The organism is Methylobacterium fujisawaense, assembly GCF_039619325.1.
Classification (GTDB): Bacteria; Pseudomonadota; Alphaproteobacteria; order Rhizobiales; family Beijerinckiaceae; genus Methylobacterium; species Methylobacterium fujisawaense.
Genome location: NZ_CP155000.1, coordinates 2,918,182 through 2,938,221, shown reverse-complemented (window position 1 = coordinate 2,938,221; position 20,040 = coordinate 2,918,182). Strand labels below are relative to the sequence as shown.

General features: G+C 74.7%; 24 protein-coding genes. 23 read left to right on the top strand and 1 reads right to left on the bottom strand.

Annotated elements, in window-relative coordinates; translation table 11 throughout:
• The first annotated feature begins 18 nt into the window (after positions 1-18).
• From ABC766_RS14000 to ABC766_RS13950, 11 genes are read left to right on the top strand one after another with little or no spacing between them, the layout of a single operon-like run.
• The gene (locus tag ABC766_RS14000; RefSeq protein ID WP_342140977.1) at positions 19-372 is read left to right on the top strand and encodes a head-tail adaptor protein; all 354 of its coding nucleotides are present in this window, start codon (positions 19-21) and stop codon (positions 370-372) included.
• Positions 369-797 carry a tail completion protein gp17 gene (gene gp17 / locus ABC766_RS13995; protein WP_043349542.1) on the top strand — a complete coding sequence of 143 codons (429 nt, stop codon included), beginning with the start codon at positions 369-371 and terminating at the stop codon, positions 795-797. The genes ABC766_RS14000 and gp17 overlap by 4 nt, the downstream gene beginning before the upstream one ends.
• Before the next feature lie 11 nt (positions 798-808).
• Positions 809-1,219, top strand: a complete 411-nt coding sequence (locus ABC766_RS13990; protein WP_043349538.1) for a phage major tail protein, TP901-1 family — start codon at positions 809-811, stop codon at positions 1,217-1,219.
• A 5-nt stretch (positions 1,220-1,224) separates the two neighbouring features.
• Positions 1,225-1,557 carry a gene transfer agent family protein gene (locus tag ABC766_RS13985; protein WP_345822485.1) on the top strand — a complete coding sequence of 111 codons (333 nt, stop codon included), beginning with the start codon at positions 1,225-1,227 and terminating at the stop codon, positions 1,555-1,557.
• A 14-nt stretch (positions 1,558-1,571) separates the two neighbouring features.
• Complete coding sequence (locus ABC766_RS13980) at positions 1,572-1,775, top strand: phage tail assembly chaperone (protein WP_345822762.1); 204 nt, start codon at positions 1,572-1,574, stop codon at positions 1,773-1,775.
• Between the two features lie 9 nt (positions 1,776-1,784).
• Complete coding sequence (locus ABC766_RS13975; RefSeq protein WP_345822484.1) at positions 1,785-2,357, top strand: phage tail tape measure protein; 573 nt, start codon at positions 1,785-1,787, stop codon at positions 2,355-2,357.
• A gap of 43 nt (positions 2,358-2,400) precedes the next feature.
• Positions 2,401-3,042: a DUF2460 domain-containing protein gene (locus tag ABC766_RS13970; protein ID WP_345822483.1), complete on the top strand. Its 642-nt coding sequence runs from the start codon at positions 2,401-2,403 to the stop codon at positions 3,040-3,042.
• 14 nt (positions 3,043-3,056) lie between these two features.
• The gene (locus ABC766_RS13965) at positions 3,057-3,932 is read left to right on the top strand and encodes a DUF2163 domain-containing protein (protein ID WP_345822482.1); all 876 of its coding nucleotides are present in this window, start codon (positions 3,057-3,059) and stop codon (positions 3,930-3,932) included.
• The gene (locus ABC766_RS13960; protein WP_345822481.1) at positions 3,929-4,504 is read left to right on the top strand and encodes an NlpC/P60 family protein; all 576 of its coding nucleotides are present in this window, start codon (positions 3,929-3,931) and stop codon (positions 4,502-4,504) included. The genes ABC766_RS13965 and ABC766_RS13960 overlap by 4 nt, the downstream gene beginning before the upstream one ends.
• Positions 4,492-8,400 (top strand): baseplate multidomain protein megatron, encoded by a 3,909-nt coding sequence (locus tag ABC766_RS13955; RefSeq protein WP_345822480.1) that lies wholly within the window; start codon positions 4,492-4,494, stop codon positions 8,398-8,400. Before ABC766_RS13960 ends, ABC766_RS13955 begins: the two co-directional genes overlap by 13 nt.
• 18 nt (positions 8,401-8,418) lie before the next feature.
• Positions 8,419-9,675 (top strand): DUF2793 domain-containing protein, encoded by a 1,257-nt coding sequence (locus ABC766_RS13950; protein ID WP_345822479.1) that lies wholly within the window; start codon positions 8,419-8,421, stop codon positions 9,673-9,675.
• A gap of 39 nt (positions 9,676-9,714) precedes the next feature.
• Here the strand turns inward: ABC766_RS13950 and ABC766_RS13945 are convergent, their stop codons facing one another.
• Positions 9,715-10,275 carry a GDSL-type esterase/lipase family protein gene (locus ABC766_RS13945; RefSeq protein WP_342140980.1) on the bottom strand — a complete coding sequence of 187 codons (561 nt, stop codon included), beginning with the start codon at positions 10,273-10,275 and terminating at the stop codon, positions 9,715-9,717.
• A gap of 86 nt (positions 10,276-10,361) precedes the next feature.
• Here ABC766_RS13945 and ABC766_RS13940 point away from each other — a divergent pair, with 86 nt between their 5' ends.
• The 12 genes from ABC766_RS13940 to ABC766_RS13885 all read left to right on the top strand — a co-directional run bounded on the left by ABC766_RS13940 (position 10,362) and on the right by ABC766_RS13885 (position 20,015).
• Entirely contained in the window at positions 10,362-10,871 is a 510-nt protein-coding gene (locus tag ABC766_RS13940) for a phage tail tip lysozyme (protein WP_287091396.1), read from the top strand.
• A gap of 66 nt (positions 10,872-10,937) precedes the next feature.
• Complete coding sequence (locus ABC766_RS13935) at positions 10,938-11,459, top strand: hypothetical protein (protein ID WP_051976246.1); 522 nt, start codon at positions 10,938-10,940, stop codon at positions 11,457-11,459.
• A 40-nt stretch (positions 11,460-11,499) separates the two neighbouring features.
• Positions 11,500-11,859 (top strand): hypothetical protein, encoded by a 360-nt coding sequence (locus ABC766_RS13930; RefSeq protein WP_287091395.1) that lies wholly within the window; start codon positions 11,500-11,502, stop codon positions 11,857-11,859.
• A 1-nt stretch (position 11,860) separates the two neighbouring features.
• Entirely contained in the window at positions 11,861-12,082 is a 222-nt protein-coding gene (locus ABC766_RS13925; protein WP_043354856.1) for a hypothetical protein, read from the top strand.
• A gap of 197 nt (positions 12,083-12,279) precedes the next feature.
• Positions 12,280-12,651, top strand: a complete 372-nt coding sequence (locus ABC766_RS13920) for a PepSY domain-containing protein (protein WP_043354854.1) — start codon at positions 12,280-12,282, stop codon at positions 12,649-12,651.
• Between the two features lie 35 nt (positions 12,652-12,686).
• Positions 12,687-13,364 carry a response regulator transcription factor gene (locus ABC766_RS13915; protein ID WP_012321897.1) on the top strand — a complete coding sequence of 226 codons (678 nt, stop codon included), beginning with the start codon at positions 12,687-12,689 and terminating at the stop codon, positions 13,362-13,364.
• Positions 13,361-13,726 carry a PrpF domain-containing protein gene (locus ABC766_RS13910; protein ID WP_345822478.1) on the top strand — a complete coding sequence of 122 codons (366 nt, stop codon included), beginning with the start codon at positions 13,361-13,363 and terminating at the stop codon, positions 13,724-13,726. The genes ABC766_RS13915 and ABC766_RS13910 overlap by 4 nt, the downstream gene beginning before the upstream one ends.
• Positions 13,727-13,741: 15 nt before the next feature.
• Positions 13,742-15,160: an ATP-binding protein gene (locus ABC766_RS13905; protein ID WP_043349505.1), complete on the top strand. Its 1,419-nt coding sequence runs from the start codon at positions 13,742-13,744 to the stop codon at positions 15,158-15,160.
• Positions 15,161-15,352: 192 nt separating this feature from the next.
• Positions 15,353-16,843 (top strand): c-type cytochrome biogenesis protein CcmI, encoded by a 1,491-nt coding sequence (ccmI, locus tag ABC766_RS13900; RefSeq protein WP_345822477.1) that lies wholly within the window; start codon positions 15,353-15,355, stop codon positions 16,841-16,843.
• Positions 16,844-17,027: 184 nt separating this feature from the next.
• Positions 17,028-17,540 carry a cytochrome c maturation protein CcmE gene (gene ccmE, locus ABC766_RS13895; RefSeq protein ID WP_043388080.1) on the top strand — a complete coding sequence of 171 codons (513 nt, stop codon included), beginning with the start codon at positions 17,028-17,030 and terminating at the stop codon, positions 17,538-17,540.
• A gap of 10 nt (positions 17,541-17,550) precedes the next feature.
• Positions 17,551-19,551: a heme lyase CcmF/NrfE family subunit gene (locus ABC766_RS13890; RefSeq protein WP_043760138.1), complete on the top strand. Its 2,001-nt coding sequence runs from the start codon at positions 17,551-17,553 to the stop codon at positions 19,549-19,551.
• Positions 19,551-20,015 (top strand): cytochrome c-type biogenesis protein, encoded by a 465-nt coding sequence (locus tag ABC766_RS13885; RefSeq protein WP_043388082.1) that lies wholly within the window; start codon positions 19,551-19,553, stop codon positions 20,013-20,015. The genes ABC766_RS13890 and ABC766_RS13885 overlap by 1 nt, the downstream gene beginning before the upstream one ends.
• Positions 20,016-20,040: the final 25 nt, after the last annotated feature.

The following is a 20,040-nucleotide window of genomic DNA, read 5'->3' as shown; positions in this document are numbered from 1 at the left end:
GCTCCCGGAGTCTCCCCGATGGCGTCCTCGTCCCAACACCCGCCCCTCGGCGCGCGGCGCCGCCGCTTCGTGCTCGAACGGCCCCTGGAAGAGCCGGACGGCTTCGGGGGCGTGCTACGCCGCTACGTGGCCGGCCCGGTCCTGTGGGGGGCCCTAGCCCCGGCGGGGATGGCCGATCGCCCGGCGGGCGGCCGCGCCGACACGCTGCCCGCCTACCGCGTCACCCTGCGGAGCCGGGCCGAGCTCGACCCGACCATGCGGCTCGCCGCCGGCCCCCGCCGCTTCGCGATCCGCGCCGTCACCGAGCCGGATGCGCGGGGCCGCGACCTGATCTGCCACGTCGAGGAACTGCCCCGGGAGGGCCGGTCGTGAGCGATCCGGGCCCGCTCCTGGCGCTCCGCGCCGGCCTGATCGCCCGCTTCGCCGCCGATGCCGCCCTGGCCGCCCTGCTGGGCGGCCGGGTCCGGCTCTACGACGAGCCGCCGCGGGGCACGCTCCCGGTCTACGCCCTGTTCGGCGACGCCGAGATCACGGACGACTCCGTCGACGGCGCCGAGCGCCACCGGCACAGCCACGCGATCGTGGTGATCGCTCAGGCCGGCTCGGTGCGCACCGCCCTCGACGCCGCGGCGCGGATGGCGGCCCTGCTGCAGGACGCCGCGACGCCGCCCGTCCTCCCCCTTGCAGGCTGCCGGCTCGTCACCCTGCGGGTGCGGGCCGTCCGCGCCCACCGCGACGCCCGGACCGGCGAGGCCCGCGCGAGCCTGACGGTCGAGGCCGTCACCGAGACCCTGTGAGGAGAAGGCCGATGGGCGCGCAGAAGGGCAAGGACCTGCTAATCCGGGCCGGCGACGGCGCGGGCGGCTTCACGGCGGTGGCGGGCCTGCGCAGCCGCCAGATCACCCTCAACGCCGAGACCGTCGACGTCACCAACGCCGATTCCGCCGGGCGCTGGCGCGAATTGCTGGCCGGCGCCGGGGTGCGCCGGGCCGCGATCGCCGGCTCCGGCGTGTTCCGCGACCAGGCGTCGGATGCGCGCCTGCGGCTGCTGTTCTTCGAGGGCGCGGTCGAGGTGTTCCAGATCGTGATCCCGGCCTTCGGGACCCTGGAGGGACCGTTCCAGATCGCGAGCCTCGAATACCGGGGCGACCATGCCGGCGAGGTGACCTTCGACATGAGCCTCGAATCCGGCGGCGCACTCGCCTTCGCGGCGGCCTGAATCCCATGGCCAACCGGATCCGCGGCGAGGTGCCGCTCAACCTCGGCGGGCAGCGCTACACCCTCTGCCTCACCCTCGGGGCGCTGGCCGAGCTGGAGACCGCGCTCCAGGCCGGCGATCTTGCGGGCCTCGCCGCGCGCTTCGCGGGCGGGCGCGTCTCGGCCCGCGACCTGATCGCCCTTCTGGGCGTCGCCCTGCGGGGCGGCGGCCAAGATCTCGACGACGCGGCGGTGGCGCGGCTGCCCCTCGCGGGGGGGCTCGATGCCGTCTCGGCCGCCCTGGGGGACGTCCTGGCGGCCGCCTTCGGGGAGGCGCCGGGCCCGGCAAACCCTCCCTAGAGCCGGATGCGGATCTGCCGCCGCGTCCGGCTCCGGGCCGCTTCCCCTGGGAGGACGCCCTGGCCCTCGGCCTCGGCGCTCTGGGCTGGCGACCCCGCGATTTCTGGTCGGCGACCCCGCGCGAATTCGCCGCCGCGCTCGGCCGGCGCGGCGGGCCGGAGCCGCTGACCCGCGCCGCCTTCGCGCGGCTGCTCGCCGCCTATCCCGATCCGACATGAGGCGCCCCGATGGCCGAGAGCGAGACCGACACCCAGGCCGACGACCGGATCAGGCAGCTCGAGACCCTCAACCGCCTGGCGCAGACTTTCGGCCGCAGCCTCGACACGGCCCTGACCCGCGGGGCCGCCTCCGGTCGCAGCCTCGACGGTGTGCTCGGCACGATCGGGGCGCGCCTCGCCGGCGTGGCGGCGCGGGCGGCGGCCGGGCCGATCCAATCGGGCGTCACGGGCCTCATCGGCGCGATGCTGGGCTCGGGCTCGGAGACCGGCTTCGCCCGGGGCGGCGTGTTCCGGGGCGGCCGCGTCCAGCCCTTCGCCGCCGGCGGTGTCGTGGCCGCACCGACCTACTTCCCCATGGCGGGGGGCGCCGGCCTCATGGGCGAGGCCGGCCCCGAGGCGATCCTGCCCCTGGGCCGCGGTCCGGACGGGCGGCTCGGCGTCGCCGCGGGTGGCGCTCAGGCCCGGCCGGTTTCCGTGACCGTCAACATCGCGACTCCCGACCCGGGAGCCTTCCGCCGCTCCGAGGCCCAGGTGACCGCGAGCCTCGCCCGGGCGGTGGCGCGCGGCCAGCGGGCGACGTGAGGGATCCCGCCGCCGACGCCCCGCTCCAACCGCCGAGTTCGCCATGGCCGACGACTTCCACGAGGTGCTGTTCCCCCTCGACGTGTCCCTGCGCGCGAGCGGCGGCCCGCAGCGGCTCACCGAGATCGTGACCCTGGCCTCGGGCCGGGAGCACCGGAACAGCCGCTGGGCCGATTCCCGCCGCCGCTACGATGCCGGGTTCGGCATGCGCGGCCTCGACGCGCTGCATGCTGTGCTCGCCTTCTTCGAGGAGCGGCGCGGGCGGCTCTACGGCTTCCGGTTCCACGACCGGGTCGACGACCGCTCCGGGCCGCCCGGCCGGCCGATCGGGCCCCTCGACCAGCCTCTCGGCACGGGTGACGGCACCGCGACCGCCTTCCCCCTGGTGAAGACCTACGGCGCCGGTCTTGCGCCCTATCGCCGCCCGATCGCCAAGCCGGTGGCGGGCAGCGTCCGGGTGGCGGTCTCGGGCCGGGAGATCGAGCCCGGCGCCTTCGCCTGCGATCCGACAACCGGTCTCGTCACCTTCGCCTCCGGCCAAGTCCCGCCCCCGGGCGCCGCGGTGACGGCGGGCTTCGCCTTCGACGTTCCGGTCCGCTTCGACACCGACGCGCTGACCATCGACCTCGCCGCCTTCACGGCCGGGGAGATCCCGAAGGTGCCGCTCGTCGAGATCGTGCCCTGAGGAGGCGTGAGGCCATGCGCGACATCCCGGAGGCCTTCGCGGCCCATCTCGCGGGCGGCGTGACCACTCTGTGCCACTGCTGGTCCCTCCGGCGGCGCGACGGGCTCGCCCTCGGCTTCACCGACCACGACCGCGACCTGACCGTCGCGGGCCTCGTCCACGCCGCCCGCACCGGGCTGGAGGCGGCCGAGGCCAGCGCCGAACTCGGCTTCGCGGTCTCGGGCGGCGATGTGGCCGGGGCGCTCAGCAGCCTCGGCCTCACCGAGGCGGACATCGCCGGCGGCCTCTACGACGGTGCCGCGGTGGAGACCTGGCTGGTCGACTGGACCAACCCCGAGACGCGGCTTCTCATCGACGTCGCCACCATCGGCGAGGTGCGCCGCGACGGGGACGCCTTCGTGGCGGAGCTGCGCGGCCTCGCCCACCGGCTCGGTGCCGAGCGGGGCCGCACCTACCGGGCGACCTGCGGTGCCGATCTCGGTGATGCGCGCTGCCGGGTGGACCGCGCCGCGTGGACGACCACCGGCCGGGTGACCGGCGTGCCGGAGCCGGCCACGCTCGCGGCGACGCTCGTCGGCGCCTTCGCGGACGGCCTGTTCACCGGCGGGCGGCTCACCTGGACCGCGGGGGCCAATGCCGGGCTCGCGGCGGATCTGCGCCTCCAGCTCGGGTCCCTGATCGAGCTCTGGACCGTGCCGCCCCGGCCGGTCGCCGTCGGCGACGGTTTCAGCCTCACGGCCGGGTGCGACAAGCGCCTCGCCACGTGCCGCGACCGCTTCGCCAATGCGGTCAATTTCCAGGGCTTCCCGCACATGCCCGGCAACGACGCGGTGATGCGCGCGGTGCCGGGGTCCGACCACGTCCTCGACGGCGGGAGCCTGTTCCAATGAGTGCGATGCGGCGGGATATCGGTGTTGCGGCGCTCGGCGAGGCGCGCCTGTGGCTGGTCACGCCCTACCGGCATCAGGCCTCGCTCCGGGGCGTAGGGTGCGACTGTCTGGGCTTGCTGCGCGGGGTCTGGCGCGGGCTCTACGGGGACGAGCCGGAGGGGCCGCCCCCCTATTCGGGCACCTGGGCGGAATCGGCCGCGCCCGGGACCGACCCCCTCACCGAAGCGGCCGCCCGCCACCTCGTGCCGATGCCGGGACCCCTGGCGGATCTGGCGCCGCGGGCGGGCGACGTCCTGCTCTTCGCCTTCCGCCGCCACCTGCCGGCGCGCCACTGCGCCATCGCCACCGGCGACGGCGCCATGATCCATGCCCACGACGGCGCGGTGGTCGCCGAGGTGGCGCTCACCGGCTGGTGGCGTCGGCACGTGACGGGGGTGTTCCGGTTTCCGGACGTCCCGTCGGGCCGCCTCGGCGTCGCCGAGTCCGACCTGCGGCCCGGCCGCGGTGCGCATCGAGACTGCCGAGTCGATGGCGAACAGGTCGATCTCGGAGCCCCGTCATGGCGACGCTGATCCTGTCCTCGGCCGGCGCGGCCGTGGGCACCGCCCTCGGCGGTCCGATCGGCGGCATGGTCGGTCGGGCGCTCGGCTCGGTCGCGGGCGCGGCGCTGGGCGGCGCCCTGTCGGGGTCCGGGCGATCTACGCGCTTCGTCGAAGGGCCGCGGCTCGCCGACGTGGCCGGGCTCACCTCCACCGAGGGCGATCCGATCCCGCGGGTCTACGGCCGGGCGCGGATCGGCGGCACCCTGATCTGGGCGACCCGTCCGCTGGAGGTCGCCAACACCGCGGTGCAGCGCGCCGCCGCGCCCGCCAAGGCCATGGGCGGCCTGACGGGCGGCCAGAGGACCGTCACGACCCGCTACACCTACTTTGCCAACCTCGCGGTCGGTCTGTGCGAGGGCGAGATCGCCTTCGTCCGCCGGATCTGGGCGGACGGCAAGGAGATCGACCAGGTCGGCCTGAACCTTCGGGTCCATACCGGCGGCCCCGGCCAGGAGCCCGACCCGCTCATCGTCGCCAAGGAGGGGGCTGAGAACGCGCCGGCCTATCGCGGCCTCGCCTATGTGGTGTTCGAGAACCTGCCGCTCGCCGCCTTCGGCAACCGCGTCCCGCAATTCGCCTTCGAGGTGATCCGACCGGTCAACGGCCTGTTCGGTCGGGTGCGGGCCGTCGACCTGATCCCCGGCGCCAGCGAGTTCGGCCTCGATCCGGACCGGGTCACCGTCGATCTCGGGCTCGGCCGGACCGAGGCCGCCAACCGGCACCAGCTCCAGCGCGGCACCGACGTCGTCGCCTCCCTCGACGCCCTCCAGGCGCTCTGCCCGAACCTGCGCCGGGTCGCCGTGGTGGCGACGTGGTTCGGCACCGACCTGCGGGCGGGATCCTGCCGGGTCGTGCCGAAGGTCGAGGCCGCCCACAAGCGCGCCCTGCCGGAGGATTGGCGCGTCGCCGGGATCACCCGCGACCGGGCCGAGGTGGTCTCGACCCTGCCGGACGGCAGCCCGGCCTTTGGCGGCACCCCCGCGGATGCGGGCCTGACCCGGCTGGTGGCCGAGCTGGCGCGCCGGGGCCTCGCGGTGTCGCTCTATCCGTTCGTCATGATGGACGTGCCGGCCGGCAACGCGCTGCCCGACCCGCACGTCCCCGGCGCCGCGCAGCCCGCCTATCCCTGGCGCGGCCGCATCACCTGCGATCCGGCCCCGGGCCGCCCGGGAAGCCCGGACGGGACCGCCGCGGCCGACGCGCAGGTCGCGGCCTTCTTCGCGGGCGGGTACCGTGCCGCTCTGCTCCACTACGCCGGCCTCGCGGCCGGCTGGGCGGCCTCCGGGGTGCCGCTCGCGGCCTTCGTGATCGGCAGCGAGCTCGTCGGCCTCACCCGGGTGCGCGGCGCCGCCGGCTACCCGGCCGTGGACGCCCTGCGCGACCTCGCCGCCGCGCTCCGCGAACGCCTCGGCCCGGCGGTCACCCTGGTCTACGGCGCCGACTGGACCGAATACGGCGCCCATGTCCGCGACGGCGGCGCCACGGTGCGCTTCCCCCTGGACGCGCTCTTCGCCGATCCGAACATCGGCGCCGTGGGGATCGACTGGTACCCGCCCGTCTCCGACTGGCGCGACGACCCGGACCACGCCGACCTCGCGGTGACGGGCGACATCGCCGACCGGGCCTATCTCAAGGCGCGCGGCGCGTCCGGCGAGGCCTTCGACTGGTACTACGCCGACGCGGACGACCGGGCCGCCCAGGCGCGCCGGCCGATCACAGACGGCGCCGCCGGCAAGCCGTGGCTCTACCGGGCCAAGGATCTCGTCGCGTGGTGGTCGAGCCCGCACGTGGAGCGCGACGGCGGCGTCGAGACCCGCAGCACCGCCTGGGTGCCGGCCGGCAAGCCGATCTGGCTCACCGAGATCGGCGTGCCGGCGGTGGACAAGGGCACCAACGGGCCCAACGTCTTCCCGGACCCGAAATCCTCCGAGAGCGCCTTCCCGCCGGAATCCCGGGCCCTGCGGGACGAGCTGATCCAGCTCCGCGGTCTGGAAGCCGTGATCGCCCGGTTCGACCCGGCCGTGCCGGGCTTCCGGGAGGCCGACAACCCGGTCTCGCCGGTCTATGGCGGCCGCATGGTCGATCCCGACGGGATCTTCGTCTGGGCCTGGGACGCGCGGCCCTTCCCGGCCTTCCCGACGGTGCGGGGCGTCTGGGCCGACGACGCCAACTGGCGGGTGGGCCACTGGATCACCGGCCGGATCGAAGGCTGCGACCTCGACCTGCTGGTCCTGAGGATCCTCGCGGATTTCGGCTTCGACGCGCCGGTCTCCGTGGAGGCCGCTGCCTATCTCGACGGCTACGTGATCGACCGGCCGCTCACGGCACGCGGCGCTCTGGAGACTCTGGCGCAGGTCTACGGCCTCGACGTCTCGGCGGTGGCCGGGACCCTGCGCATACGCGGTCCCCGCCGCGACCGGCCCGTGGTCCTGGCCGAGGCCGACCTCGTCCGGCTGTCCGAGGACCGGCCGGTCCTGCACCAGGTCCGGGCCGAGGAGAGCGCCCTGCCGCGCTCCGTGGAGCTCGGGATCACCGAATCCGAGAGCCCGGATTACCGACGCGCCACGGCGGCGGCCGTGCGGCCCGCCGGCCTGCGGCGGCGCGAGACCCGGATCGAGTCGGCGATCGTCACCCGCCGCGAGACCGGCGACGGGCTCGCCGAGGCGCTGCTCGACCGGCTGATCGCGGCCCGCGACAGCGCGGTGTTCACCGTGAGCCCGCGCCGGGTCGAGCTGGAGCCCGGCGACCTCCTGGCGGTGCCCTGCGCGGTTCCGGGCGGCACGGTCCTGCGCCGGATCGACCGGATCGACGACGCGCCCACGGGCCGCCGGATCGAGGCGAGCGGCGTGCCGCCCCGGGCGGGGCCCGGGCGCGGGCTGCCTCGCCAGATGGCCCAGGCGGCGGTGGCGCCGCCCGCCTTCCCGGGGCCGCCGCTCGCCCTGGCCCTCGACCTGCCGGTCGACCGCGGCAGCCCGACCGTCCTGCAATACGCCGCGGTGGCGGCCGAACCCTGGCCCGGCGCGGTCGCGATCTGGCGCGCGGCGGGCGACGGACCGCTCGCCCTGCACCGCGTCGTCGACTACCCGGCCTGCCTCGGGCGCACCCTGTCGGCGCTGCCGGCCGGCCCGCTCTGGCGGATCCAGCGGGATGTGCATCTCGACGTTGCCCTGCGGCGCGGCGCGGCCCTCGCGTCGATCGGGGAGGGCGCGATGCGCGCCGGGGGCAACCTGTTCGCCCTGCTCGGCGCGGATGGCGCCGTGGAGCTGCTCTGCGCGGCGAACGCGCTGCTGACCGGGCCCGACACTTACCGGCTGTCCGGCTTCCTGCGCGGGCTCGCCGGAAGCGAGGCGGCGGCGGGGCGCGTCAGCCCGGCGGGGAGTCTGATCGTGCGCCTCGACGACGGCGCCGTGACGCCCCTGATCGACCGGCTGGACGAGGTCGGCCGCGGGTTCCGCTACCGGATCGGGCCTGCGGACAGCGATCCGGCCGATCCGGCCTTCACTGAGATCACCGCCACGGCCGGCCTCGCGGCGCTGACGCCGCTGCGGCCGGTCCACCTGCGGGCGCGGCGCGGCGCGGATGGCGTGCGGCTCTCCTGGATCCGCCGGGCCCGCCGCGACGGCGACGCCTGGGAGCCGGCCGAGATCCCGCTCGACGAGCCGGAGGCCTACGCGGTGACGCTGTTCTCGGCCGCCGGCACGGCCCTGCGCACGCTCCGGGCCGAGGCCCAGCACTGCATCTACGCGGACGAGGCGGCCGATTTCGGCGGGGCCCAGGCGCATCTCGACGTCGCCGTGGCGCAGATCGGGCAGGTCGCCGGCCCCGGCCCTGCCTGTCGCGCCCGCATCCTCGTCCGCACGGCCTGACCGCCCGGGAGTTGCCCCATGTCCGACGCCACGCCCCATCTCGGCCTGCCGCTGATCGCCGCCAGCCAGGCGCAGAAGCACGTCACCCACAACGAGGCCCTCGGCCTTCTCGACGCCCTCGTCCAGCTGGCCTGCCTGGACAAGGACCTCACCGCGCCGCCGCCGAGCCCCGCGGAGGGCGACCGCTACCTCGTGGTCGCCGCCGAGCCCGGGGGCGCCTGGGCGGGACTCGCCGGACAGGTGGTGCGCTACGGCGACGGGGTCTGGACCGGCGCGGTGCCGCGGGCAGGCTGGCTCGCCTGGCTGATCGACGAGGCCGACCTCTACGTCTTCGAGGGCGCGGCCTGGACGAGCTTGAGCCGGACGCTGACGGCGATCCAGAGCGTCAGCCGCCTCGGGATCAACACGGGGGCGGACGCCACCAACCGCCTCGCCGTCAAGGCCGATGCCGCGCTCCTGACCTGGGACGACGCCACGCCGGGCAGCGGCGACATGCGGGTGTTCGTCAACCGCAAGGCCGCCGCCCGCGACGCCGCTCTGGTCTTCGAGACCGGCTACGCGGCGCGGGCGATGCTGGGCACCCTCGGGAGCGACGACTTCAGCCTGAAGGTCTCGCCCGACGGGTCCGCCTTCGCCACGGCGCTCACCGCTTCGGCCCGGACCGGCGGGATCGACTTCGCCTCGGCCGAGACCGCGCTCGCGGCCGCCCCCACCACCGACCTCGGCGGTGCGGGCACGCGGCGGGTCCTCGTCACCGGCGCGGCACGGATCGCGAGCTTCGGCGCCGCGGCCGACCGAGAGCGGTTCGTGCGCTTCTCGGGGGCCGCGACCCTGGTCCACGATCCTGAGGCGCTGGCGCTGCCGACCCGGGCCGATCTCGTCACGGCCCCCGACGACACCTGCATCGCCACCTCGGACGCGGCGGGCCGCTGGCGCGTGCACCACTACCAGCGCGCCGACGGGACGCCGCTCGCGACCGGCGCGCAGGTGCTCGGCGCGAACGGGTCGGTCCGGCTCCCGGGCGGCCTGATCGTGCAATGGGGGCTCGTCACCGCCGCCGACGCGGACGTTGCGGTGGCGTTCGGCACCGCCTTCCCGGGGAGCTGCCTCGGGGTCTGGGCGCAGCCGGTCGCCGGGGCCGGCGCCGCGCTCTACGCCGCGCAGGTCAGCGACGTGGCCGTCGCCGGATTCACGCTCCGCACCCGTCGCGCGACGGCCGGTTCGGTGGCGGGCGCCGGGTCGGTGCCGACCTACTGGCTCGCGCTGGGTGCGTGAGCGCCTGACCCTGCGGGTCCGTCGCGGCCGCGTCCGCTGTCAGTCCGGGACTGCGCCGAGGGCTCGCAGCATGACCGGCTCCACGGCCGCGTACCCCGCCCCGTTGAGGTGGATGCCGTCGTCGGTGAGATCCCGCCGGAGCGCCCCCTCCGCCGTGGCGAGCGCCGGCCCGTAATCGACGAGGCGGGCGGGGCCCGCCGCGCAATAGCCGCGCAGCCATCCGTTCAGGGCGCGGATCCGCGCCACCGGGCGCAACTCGGGGCGCCAGCCCCAGAAGTCGCTCGGCATCACGGTGCCGATGGTGAGCGGCAGACCGGCCGCGAAGGCCATCCGCCCCATGGCGATGATGTTCTGGGCGATCGCCCGGTCCGGGACCGGGCCGCCGATCTCCGCGATGTCGTTGATCCCGCAGAGCAGGTGGACGCCGCGCGCATCCGCGGTGTCCCGGAGGAAGCGCGCCCGGATCTGCGCGCTCGTCTCGCCCGGCACCCCCCGGGTCACGAAGCCGTGTCGCGCGAAGGTCTCGGCCCGCACGACGCCCCAGGCGGCGGTGATCGAATCGCCGATGAACACGAGCGGCCGGTCCTGTCCGCGTCCCACACGTCCCCCATCGGCGCCGCGCCCGGGATCGGGCGGCGCCGCCTTAGCCCGGCGGGGTCGGGCACGCCATCGTCCGGAGCACGCCCATGTCGAGCCCCCTCCCGAATGCGCGGGATTCCTTCGCCGCCTCATGCCGCCGCCTCGGGCCGCGGCTGATGCGCGATCTCGGCCTGAGTGACGTCCAGGCCGCCGGGCTCCTGGGCAATCTCGGCTACGAGACCGGCGGGTTCCGCCACCTCCAGGAGATCGCCCCCGCGGTGCCCGGCTCCCGCGGCGGATGGGGGCTGGCCCAGTGGACCGGCCCCCGGCGCGTCGCCCTGGAGGCCTGGTGCCGGGCGCGCGGCCTCGATCCCGCCGATCCCGAAGCGGGCTACGGCTATCTCTGCGCCGAGCTGCGCACCACCGAGGCGCCGGCCCTCGCCGCCCTGAGAACCACGACGACCCTCGCGGCCGCCACCGAGACGGTCTGGCGGCGCTACGAGCGGCCGGGCGTCGTCGCCCCCGCGCGCCGCCTCTCCTGGGCCCGCCGGGCGCTCGACGCCCTTCGCGACGGCCCCGCCGCTCCGGCACCGGCCCGGCGGCCCGGACGGGCCTGACCGGCCCCGTCGCACCCGATCCCGAGCCGGCCGGGTCCGCCGCGCGCATAGCCACGGAGATCGACGATGATGCACCGTATCCGGGCGGGCCTCGCCCTCGCCTGCACGAGCCTGTCGCTTGCCGCGCTCGCCGAGCCGGCCGCCGCCCGTTCCGCCACCGACCTGGCGATCCCGTGGGGCGACTGGCTGGTCGGCCTGCTCCAGCCGGTGACCGCCGCCCTCGTGCCCCTCGCCGCCGCCGCCGTCACCGCCGGCATCGCCCGGGTCGCGCCCTGGGCCGCCTCGGTGCTCACCCGCGATCGGATCGAGGCCGCGATCCGCGCCGGGGCCGAGTTCGGGCAGAATGCCGTGGCCGGGGCCGCCCGGGGTCGGACCGTCGGCGTCGATGTCGGCGCCGCAGTGGTGGCCGCCGGCGCCCGTCACGTGCTCGCGACCGCCCCCGCGCACGTCGTCCGGAAGGCGGGCGGGCCCGAGGGCGTCGCCGCGCGGATCTTCCGGGCGCTGCCCCTCGATCCGCAGGCGAGCGCCGCCAACGTCCTCGCCCCGGCGCTGACCCAACTGCGCGAGCCGGACAAGCGCCCCGGCTGAGGCCGGCGCCCCGCGAGCCCGTGGAACAGGGATCGACGCCATGAACACCGCCCGCACCACGACCCGCAGGGCCTCGGGACGGGCGGTCGAGCCCCCCGAGGACGGGACCGGTCCCGGCGTCGCGCTGGGCGGCCGGCCCCGGACGATCCGCTTCCCGCCCTTCTGGCACGCGTGGTTTGCGCGTCAGACCGAGCCGCGGCTCGCCGCCCTCGACGAGTTGGTCGATGCGCATGTCGAGCGCCGGGCGCTGCGCCGCTACCTGCGGCGGCTGAAGCACGCGACGGTGTTCGCCTTCGTCGCCGCGGCGGCGGCCGCGCACTGGTTCTCCGATCAGGTCGCGTGGCTCGCCGCGCATGTCCCCGCCCTGCGGGCCCTCTGGAAGCTGCTGACGGGAGCGTGAGATGCGCCTGCGCTGGGACAGGGTTCTCGACCGGGCCTGGCTCGCCCTGGCCGCCACCGCGGCGGTGACGGTCGCCGTCCACGAGGGCGGTGCGGTCGGCCGGCGCGCCTGGACGCTCGGGTCCGGCGGCGGCGCGCTGGCCGCGCCGGCGGGACCCGGCGGGGTCAACCCGCCGGCCCGCGCCGCCCTGGCCTGCGGGCCCGCCCCGGCTCCGTCGCCATGACAGCGGTCGACGCGCCTGTGCGAAGCGGCCCGCGGCGTGGAACCGGGCGCCGCCTCGGCCGTCATGTCGGCACGATGCCGTCCGCCGCCAGATCAACCGCGAAGGGAATGTCCGGACCGACGCCGACAACCGCCGGGGTTGACGCACGGCTACGTATTCAGGACGCATTCAGTGCCCTGGGCGCACATCGTTCGCCAATGCGCTACGCCATCGCCCTCGTCGCCATCAGCCTGACCGCCGCGGCCCTCGCCGCGGGCGGGTTCGGCTCCATGGCGGATGACGGGCCGGCCCCCCAGACGGGCGCCGTCTCCAGCCAGGCGCCGCTGCGCATCGAGAGCTGCCTGTCCCCCGCCGACCTGCGCGAGGAGGTCGGCGAGCGGCGGGTGATCCCGCCCGTGGCGGCGATCCGCGCGGCCCGCACGGTGATCCCCCGGGCCGAGATCCAGCGGGCGAGCCTCTGCCGTCACGAGGGCGGCCTCGTCTATATGCTCACCGCCTTGCGCCGGGACGGGCATTTCGTGCACGTGATCGTGGATGCGCGCACCGGCACCGTGGCGGGACAGTATTGAGCGGGCGCCGCAACCGTGTCGGAGGGGAGTAAGCCGTGCGACTGCTCGTCGTCGAGGATGACAAGGACATCAACCGGCAGGTCGTGGCCGCGCTGGAGGAGGCCGGCTACGTGGCCGACAAGGCCTATGACGGCGAGGAGGGCGGCTATCTCGGCGAGAGCGAGCCCTACGACGCCATCATCCTCGACATGGGCCTGCCCAAGGCCGACGGCGTCACGGTGCTCCAGAAGTGGCGCCGGGCCGGCGTGAAGACGCCGGTGATCATCCTCACCGCCCGGGACCGCTGGTCCGACAAGGTCGACGGTTTCGATGCCGGTGCCGACGACTACGTCACCAAGCCCTTCCACATGGAGGAGCTGATGGCCCGCGTCCGGGCGCTGCTGCGCCGCGCCGCCGGACACGCCACCAGCCAGATCGCCTGCGGGCCGGTCACCCTCGACACGCGCTCCGGCAAGGTCTTCGTCGACGGCGCCCAGGTGAAGCTCACGAGCCACGAGTACCGGCTGCTCTCCTACCTGATGCACCATACCGGCCGGGTCGTGTCCCGGGCCGAACTCACCGAGCACCTCTACGATCAGGATTTCGACCGTGACTCGAACACGATCGAGGTGTTCGTGGGCCGCCTGCGCAAGAAGCTCGCGGTGGACCTGATCCAGACCGTGCGCGGCCTCGGCTATCTCGTGGATCCCAACCAGCCGCCGGCGCGGATGTGAGCGCGGCCGCACGTTCCGGCACGCTGCCGGCCGTCTTCATGCGCGGCGGCACCAGCAAGGCGCTGATGCTGCACCGCCAAGACGTGCCGGGAGATCTCGCCGCCCGGGAGCCGGTCTTCCTCTCCACCATGGACAGTCCCGACCCGTTCGGGCGGCAGCTCAACGGCATGGGCGGGGGCGTCTCGTCGGTGCCGAAGACCTGTGTGGTGGAGCGCTCCGCGCGGCCGGATGCCGACATCGACGACACCTTCTTGCAGGTCGTGGTTGGCGACGGCTGGCGGGTCGCGCGCGGCGCGTTCGTCCGCACGGCGCGCCCGCTGATGCGGGGCGCCGTGTTCGACGATGCGCCGCCGCCCGTCTGAGCGACCGACGCATCCATGATCGACCTCATCGGCCTCTTCTCCCTGCGCCGCCGCTCCATCGCGGTGCGGCTCGCCGTGTCGGCGTTCCTGTCGAGCTCCGCGATCCTGCTGATCGCGGCCTGGATCCTCACGACCCTCTATCGCGAGAACACCGAGCGCTCCTTCGACAGCCGGCTCCTCGTCTTCGCCAACAACCTCGCCACCGATCTCGTCTCGCCCAACGATCCCGAGAGCCGGACCTTCTCGCTGGGCGATCCGCGCTTCGACCTGCCCCTGTCCGGCTGGTACTGGCAGGTCGGCAAGCCCGACGCGAAGCCGCGCGACGTGCGCACCTCCCGCTCGCTGGTCGGCGTGCCGCTGCCGGCGGCCACCGATTCGGACGGCAAGGCCGGCGTCGGCCAGATCCGCCAGGGTTACGGCAAGGGGCAGGACGGGCGCCTCCTGCGCATCATGGAGCGCGACGTCGACCTCGGCGAGGAGGGCCGCTACACGGTCCGGGTCGCGGGTCCCGCCGACGAGATCGTCAACGACGTCGACCGGTTCCGCAATTCGCTGACCATCACCTTCGGCCTGCTGGGCCTGTCGCTGGCGATCACAACCCTGCTGCAGATCCGGTTCGGCCTCGCGCCGCTCAAGAAGATGCGTGCGGCGCTGGGCGCCGTGCGCCGGGGCGAGGCCGACCGCATCACCGGCACCTATCCCCGCGACATCGCGCCGCTCACCGGCGAGGTGAACCTCCTGATCGAGACCAACCGGGAGATCCTGGAGCGCGCCCGCACCCAGGTCGGCAACCTCGCCCACGCCCTGAAGACGCCGCTCTCGATCATCGTCAACGAGGTCGGCGCCTCCGATGCCCCCGAGGAGCTGACGCACAAGATCCGCGAGCAGGCCGCGGTGATGCGCGATCAGGTCAATTACCATCTGGACCGGGCGCGGGCCGCGGCGCTCGCCGGCACGCTCGGCACCTCGACCGAGGTGGAGCCGGCGCTGGCCGGCCTCGTGCGCACCTTCGGGAAGATCTACCGGGACAAGGATATCGCCTACGACGTCCACGTGCCTCCCGGCCTGCGCTTCCGCGGCGAGCGCCAGGACTTCGAGGAGATGGTCGGCAACCTCGTCGACAACGCGTCGAAATGGGCCCACGGCCGGGTGGCGATCCGGGCCGAGGCGGTCGACAAGGACGATTATCCCCACCTCGTCGTCGCCATCGAGGATGACGGCCCCGGCCTGCCGCCGGAGGCCCGCCAGGCCGTGCTCGGCCGGGGGCGGCGCCTCGACGAATCGAAGCCCGGATCCGGCCTCGGCCTGTCGATCGTGGCCGACCTCGCCGCCCTGTACCGGGGGCGGTTCACCCTGGAGGAGGGAGCGCTCGGCGGCCTGCGGGCGGTGCTGGAGGTGCCGGGCGACCTGCCCGTCGGCACCGCGACCCACTGAGGCCGTCCGCGAGTTCCGCGAGGGGGGCGCGGTGTGAGGCGGACGCGGCCTCATGGCCCAGCCCAGGCCCTTGTCATCGTGGGAGAGTTGCGTGACACCGTGCCGCCGTCGGGAGGCGTCGTGGCATCACGCTGCCGGCTCCACAGGGCGTGGGGAGGGGCGGGCCGGTCCGGCTCGTTGGCGGAAAGGTCCATGACGGCGATCTGGTTCATTCTGGCGGCCATGACCGCGGCGACCGTTCTCGGCCTGCTCTGGCCGATGTCGCGGCGCGCCGCCGTGCCGACCGGCGAGGCGGGCGGGAGCGGGCTCGCCACCGAGACCGCGTTCTACGAGGATCAGATCGCCGAGATCGACCGCGACCTCGAACGCGGCCTGATCGCTCCGGACGAGGCCGAGACCGCCAAGGCCGAGGCGGCCCGCCGCCTGCTCCGGGCAAGCCGCGAGGCGCAGCGCGAGGCCGAGGATGCCGGCCTCGTCGAGGCCGCGCGCCCGGCCGAGCCGCGCCTGCGCCGACGGCGGGCCGCCTCGGCCTTCGCGCTCTCCACAATTCCCCTCGTGGCGCTGATCGCCTACGGCCTCTACGGCTCGCCCGAACTGCCCGCCCAGACGGAAGCCGACCGGCAGGCCACCCGCGGCGGGGCCGACGAACTCATGAAGGCGGTGGGGCAGATCGAGGCGCGCCTCGCCCGGGACCCGAACGACGCCCGCGGCTGGGCGGTGCTCGCCCCGGTCTACATGCGCACCGGCCGCTTCGACGATGCCGCCCGCGCCTACGCCAACATCGCGCGCCTGAAGGGCGAGACCGCCGACACCCTCGCCGATCAGGCCGAGGCCCTCACGGCGGCCGGCGACGGCACCGTCTCGCCCGAGGCCAAGGCCCTGTTCGAGAAGGCCCAGGCCAAGGAGCCGAACGCACCGAAGCCGCGCTTCTATCTGGCCCGGGCGGCCGAGCAGGCCGGCGATACCGGTGAGGCAATCCGCCAGCTCACCGAACTCGAGGCCAGCAGCCCGCCGACCGCCCCCTGGCTCGGAATCGTCAAGCAGAGCCTCGCCCGCCTCAAGGGCGAGCCGCCGCCGCCCCCGACGCCGCCCCAGGCCGCCCCGAAGATCCCGGCCGAGCAGCAGGCGGCGATCCGCGGCATGGTCGACGGGCTCGATGCCCGCCTCAAGGCCGGCGGCGGCACCTCCGACGAATGGCTGAGGCTCGTCCGGTCGCGGGTGGTCCTCGGCGAGCCCGATCAGGCGGCCGCCGCCCTGGCCCGGGCCCGGACCGCCCTCGCGGGTGACCCGCAGGGGCTCGCCCAGGTGGAGCAGGGCGCCCGCGCCGTGGGACTCGGCGCGGAGGGCGCGGCGCCCGGGCCCGCCGGGTCGGGTGAGTCCGGCCCGACCGCACTGGCCGAGAAGGAGGCCGCGATGGCGGCGGTGCGCGCCATGCCGCAGGCGGAGCAGCAGGCGGCGATTCGCAGCATGGTCGAAGGGCTCGACCGGCGCCTCGCCGCGCGGGGCGGCACGCCGGACGAGTGGATGCGCCTCGTGCGCTCCTACAGCGCGCTGGGCGAGCGCGACCAGGCCGTGAAGGCCCTCGACCGCGCCCGGATGGCGCTGGCCGCCAATAGCGACGCGGTGGCGCGGCTCGACGGACTCGCCCGGGAGCTGGACCTCGCCGCCAAGCCGAATCCCTGACAAGCCCGATCCGCGACACCGCGAAATCGTGAGGCCGCCTGCGCGGGACGGGGCCCGTACGACAATCGGTCCTGATGCCCGCCCTTGACCCGCGGGCGCCTGGAGCCGACACCCTCAAGACTAGAATGAGAACGGTTCCGGTCGGGGCGGGTCTCCGCGCGCCGGACCGCGGGGTGGAAGTATCGTGACGCGTAAGAAACGCCGCCTGATCCTGATCGCCGCCTGCGGCAGCGTGCTGGCGCTCGCCGTGGGGCTGATCCTGTACGCCATGAGCGGCTCGATCGTGTTCTTCCGCTCGCCCACCGACATCGCCCAGCAGGCCATCGCCCCGGGCACGCGCCTGCGGCTCGGCGGTCTGGTGAAGGACGGCTCGCTCAGGCGCGGCCCGGACCAGACGGTCGATTTCGCCGTCACCGACACGAACGCCACCGTCGCGGTCCATTACAAGGGGCTGCTGCCGGACCTGTTCCGGGAAGGGCAGGGCGTGGTCGCCGAGGGGGTCCTGGAGCCCGGCGGCGAGTTCCGCGCCGACACGGTGCTCGCCAAGCACGACGAATCCTACATGCCCCGCGAGGTGGCCGACGCGCTGAAGGCGCAGGGGCGCTGGCAGGAGGGGGGGCCGAACAAGGCGGCCCCGGCGCCGAAACCCGCTACGGCGGCGGCGGACAGCACCCTCGGCCCCCGCAGCGAGCGGTGAGGGAATCCGCATGATCGTCGAGACCGGTCACTTCGCCCTCGCGCTCGCGCTGGCGATCTCCCTCGTCCAGATGGTGATGCCGATCTGGGCGGCACGTTCGGGCGATCCGGCCCTGCGCCAGACCGCTTCGCAGGCGGCGCTCGGCGCCTTCGCCTGCGTGCTGTTCGCCTTCGCGGCGCTCACCTGGGCGCACGTCACCTCCGATTTCTCGGTCCAGAACGTCGTCGAGAATTCGCACACGCAGAAGCCGCTGATCTACAAGCTCTCCGGCGTCTGGGGGAACCACGAGGGCTCGATGCTCCTCTGGGTGCTGATCCTCACGCTGTTCGGCGCCTGCGTGGCCGCCGCCAAGAACGCGGTGCCGCCGCGGCTGCGGGCCAACACCCTGGGCGTGCAGGGGCTGATCACCTTCGTGTTCGTGCTGTTCATCATCACGACCTCGAACCCGTTCACCCGCGTGATCCCGGCGCCGCTCGAGGGCAACGACCTCAACCCGCTGCTGCAGGATCCCGGCCTCGCGATCCATCCGCCGCTCCTCTATGTCGGCTATGTCGGCTTCTCGATCAGCTTCGCCTTCGCGGTGGCCGCGCTGATCGACGGGCGGATCGACGCCGTCTGGGCGCGGGCGGTGCGGCCCTGGACGCTGACCGCGTGGTGCTTCCTGACCCTCGGAATCGCGATGGGCTCCTATTGGGCCTATTACGAACTCGGCTGGGGCGGCTGGTGGTTCTGGGATCCGGTCGAGAACGCCTCGCTGATGCCGTGGATCGCCGGCACGGCGCTGCTCCACTCCACGGTGGTGATGGAGAAGCGCGACGCCCTGAAGGTCTGGACGGTGCTGCTCGCCATCCTGACCTTCTCGCTCTCGCTGATCGGCACCTTCCTGGTCCGCTCCGGGGTCATCACCTCGGTGCATTCCTTCGCCACCGACCCGACCCGCGGCGTCTTCATCCTGGCGATCCTGGTGCTGTTCATCGGCGGCTCGCTGACGCTGTTCGCGTGGCGCGCGCCGCTGCTCCGGCAGGGCGGCTTGTTCGCGCCGATCTCCCGCGAGGGCTCGCTCGTCCTCAACAACCTCTTCCTGGTGGCGGCCTGCGCCACCGTGCTGGTCGGCACCCTCTACCCGCTGGTGCTGGAGATGCTGACCGGCGAGAAGATCACGGTCGGGCCGCCCTTCTTCAATTCCACCTTCGTGCCGCTCGCGATCCCGCTGCTGCTGATCGTGCCCGTGGGGCAGGCACTGGCCTGGAAGCGCGGCGACGTGCTCGCCGCCGCCCAGCGCCTCTTCGCCGCGCTGGCGGTGGCCCTGGTCGTCGGCTTCGTGGTCCTGGCCCTCACCTGGGGCGGCCCGGTCCTGGCGCCGGTGGGGATCGGCCTCGGCGCCTATCTGCTGATCGGCTCCGTTCTGGAGATCGTCACGCGCGCCCGCGGCTACGGGGCGAGCCGGGCCCGCTCGCTCGGCCAGATCGGGCGCCGCGCCGTCGGCCTGCCGCGCTCGGCCTGGGGCACCGCCATCGCCCATGCCGGGGTCGGCGTGGTGGTGCTGGGCATCGCCGCACAGGGCTGGGCCACCGAGGGCTTGGCGACCCTCAAGCCCGGCCAGACTCTGGCGACGGGGCCCTACACGGCCACCCTGGACCGGGTCGCGCCGCGCAAGGGACCGAACTACGAGGAGGCCGCCGCCTACCTCACGATCCGCACCCGCGCCGGCGACGAGGTCGGCCAGGTCGAGACCGGCAAGCGCTTCTACCCGAGCCGCAAGATGGCGGTGACGGAGTCCGGGCTGCTGACGATCGGCGCCAGCCAGGTCTATGCGAGCCTCGGCGAGATCGGCCAGGACGGTGGCGTCGGCCTGCGCCTCTACTACAAGCCGCTGGTCCTGCTGATCTGGCTCGGGGCGGTGGTGATGGCGGTCGGCGGCGGCCTGTCGCTGACGGACCGGCGGATGCGCGTGGGCGTCCCCGCCAAGGCGAAGGCGCGGCCGCTCCCCGTCGCGGTGCCGGCCGAATGATGGCGCGCCGCTCCCTCCGACCGGCCCTGGCGGCGCTGGCCCTGCTGGCGTCGCTTCCCGCCCACGCGGTCCAGCCTGACGAGGTGCTGAAGGATCCCACCCTGGAGCACCGCGCCCGGGAGATCTCGGCCGAGCTGCGCTGTCTCGTCTGCCAGAACCAGTCGATCGACGATTCCGACGCGCCGCTCGCCAAGGACCTGCGCCTGATCGTGCGCGAGCGGCTGCAGAAGGGGGACAGCGACAAGGCGGTGCTCGACTACGTCGTGGCGCGCTACGGCGAGTTCGTGCTGCTGCGCCCGGTCTTCGCGCTGCACACCCTGCTGCTCTGGCTGACCCCGGTTCTGGCGGTGCTGCTGGGCGGCTTCGGCCTGTGGCGCCTCGCCCGCCGCCGGCCGCCCGCACCGGTCCGGACTCTGTCGGCCGCCGAGCAGGCGGAGGTCGCGGCGCTGCTGCGACGCGATTAGAATTGGGGGCGGTAGCGATTCGCCC

What these genes read in the sequence shown, in the direction of transcription:
- ABC766_RS13905 (WP_043349505.1), top strand. Translation starts at nt 13,742, where the DNA reads ATGATCGACCTCATCGGCCTCTTCTCCCTGCGCCGCCGCTCCATCGCG.
- ABC766_RS13960 (WP_345822481.1), top strand. Translation starts at nt 3,929, where the DNA reads ATGAGTGCGATGCGGCGGGATATCGGTGTTGCGGCGCTCGGCGAGGCG.
- ABC766_RS13965 (WP_345822482.1), top strand. Translation starts at nt 3,057, where the DNA reads ATGCGCGACATCCCGGAGGCCTTCGCGGCCCATCTCGCGGGCGGCGTG.
- ABC766_RS13970 (WP_345822483.1), top strand. Translation starts at nt 2,401, where the DNA reads ATGGCCGACGACTTCCACGAGGTGCTGTTCCCCCTCGACGTGTCCCTG.
- ABC766_RS13890 (WP_043760138.1), top strand. Translation starts at nt 17,551, where the DNA reads ATGATCGTCGAGACCGGTCACTTCGCCCTCGCGCTCGCGCTGGCGATC.
- ABC766_RS13920 (WP_043354854.1), top strand. Translation starts at nt 12,280, where the DNA reads ATGCGCTACGCCATCGCCCTCGTCGCCATCAGCCTGACCGCCGCGGCC.
- ABC766_RS13935 (WP_051976246.1), top strand. Translation starts at nt 10,938, where the DNA reads ATGATGCACCGTATCCGGGCGGGCCTCGCCCTCGCCTGCACGAGCCTG.
- ABC766_RS14000 (WP_342140977.1), top strand. Translation starts at nt 19, where the DNA reads ATGGCGTCCTCGTCCCAACACCCGCCCCTCGGCGCGCGGCGCCGCCGC.
- ABC766_RS13885 (WP_043388082.1), top strand. Translation starts at nt 19,551, where the DNA reads ATGGCGCGCCGCTCCCTCCGACCGGCCCTGGCGGCGCTGGCCCTGCTG.
- ABC766_RS13985 (WP_345822485.1), top strand. Translation starts at nt 1,225, where the DNA reads ATGGCCAACCGGATCCGCGGCGAGGTGCCGCTCAACCTCGGCGGGCAG.
- ccmI (WP_345822477.1), top strand. Translation starts at nt 15,353, where the DNA reads ATGACGGCGATCTGGTTCATTCTGGCGGCCATGACCGCGGCGACCGTT.
- ABC766_RS13930 (WP_287091395.1), top strand. Translation starts at nt 11,500, where the DNA reads ATGAACACCGCCCGCACCACGACCCGCAGGGCCTCGGGACGGGCGGTC.
- ABC766_RS13950 (WP_345822479.1), top strand. Translation starts at nt 8,419, where the DNA reads ATGTCCGACGCCACGCCCCATCTCGGCCTGCCGCTGATCGCCGCCAGC.
- ABC766_RS13975 (WP_345822484.1), top strand. Translation starts at nt 1,785, where the DNA reads ATGGCCGAGAGCGAGACCGACACCCAGGCCGACGACCGGATCAGGCAG.
- ABC766_RS13940 (WP_287091396.1), top strand. Translation starts at nt 10,362, where the DNA reads ATGTCGAGCCCCCTCCCGAATGCGCGGGATTCCTTCGCCGCCTCATGC.
- ABC766_RS13925 (WP_043354856.1), top strand. Translation starts at nt 11,861, where the DNA reads ATGCGCCTGCGCTGGGACAGGGTTCTCGACCGGGCCTGGCTCGCCCTG.
- ABC766_RS13990 (WP_043349538.1), top strand. Translation starts at nt 809, where the DNA reads ATGGGCGCGCAGAAGGGCAAGGACCTGCTAATCCGGGCCGGCGACGGC.
- ABC766_RS13955 (WP_345822480.1), top strand. Translation starts at nt 4,492, where the DNA reads ATGGCGACGCTGATCCTGTCCTCGGCCGGCGCGGCCGTGGGCACCGCC.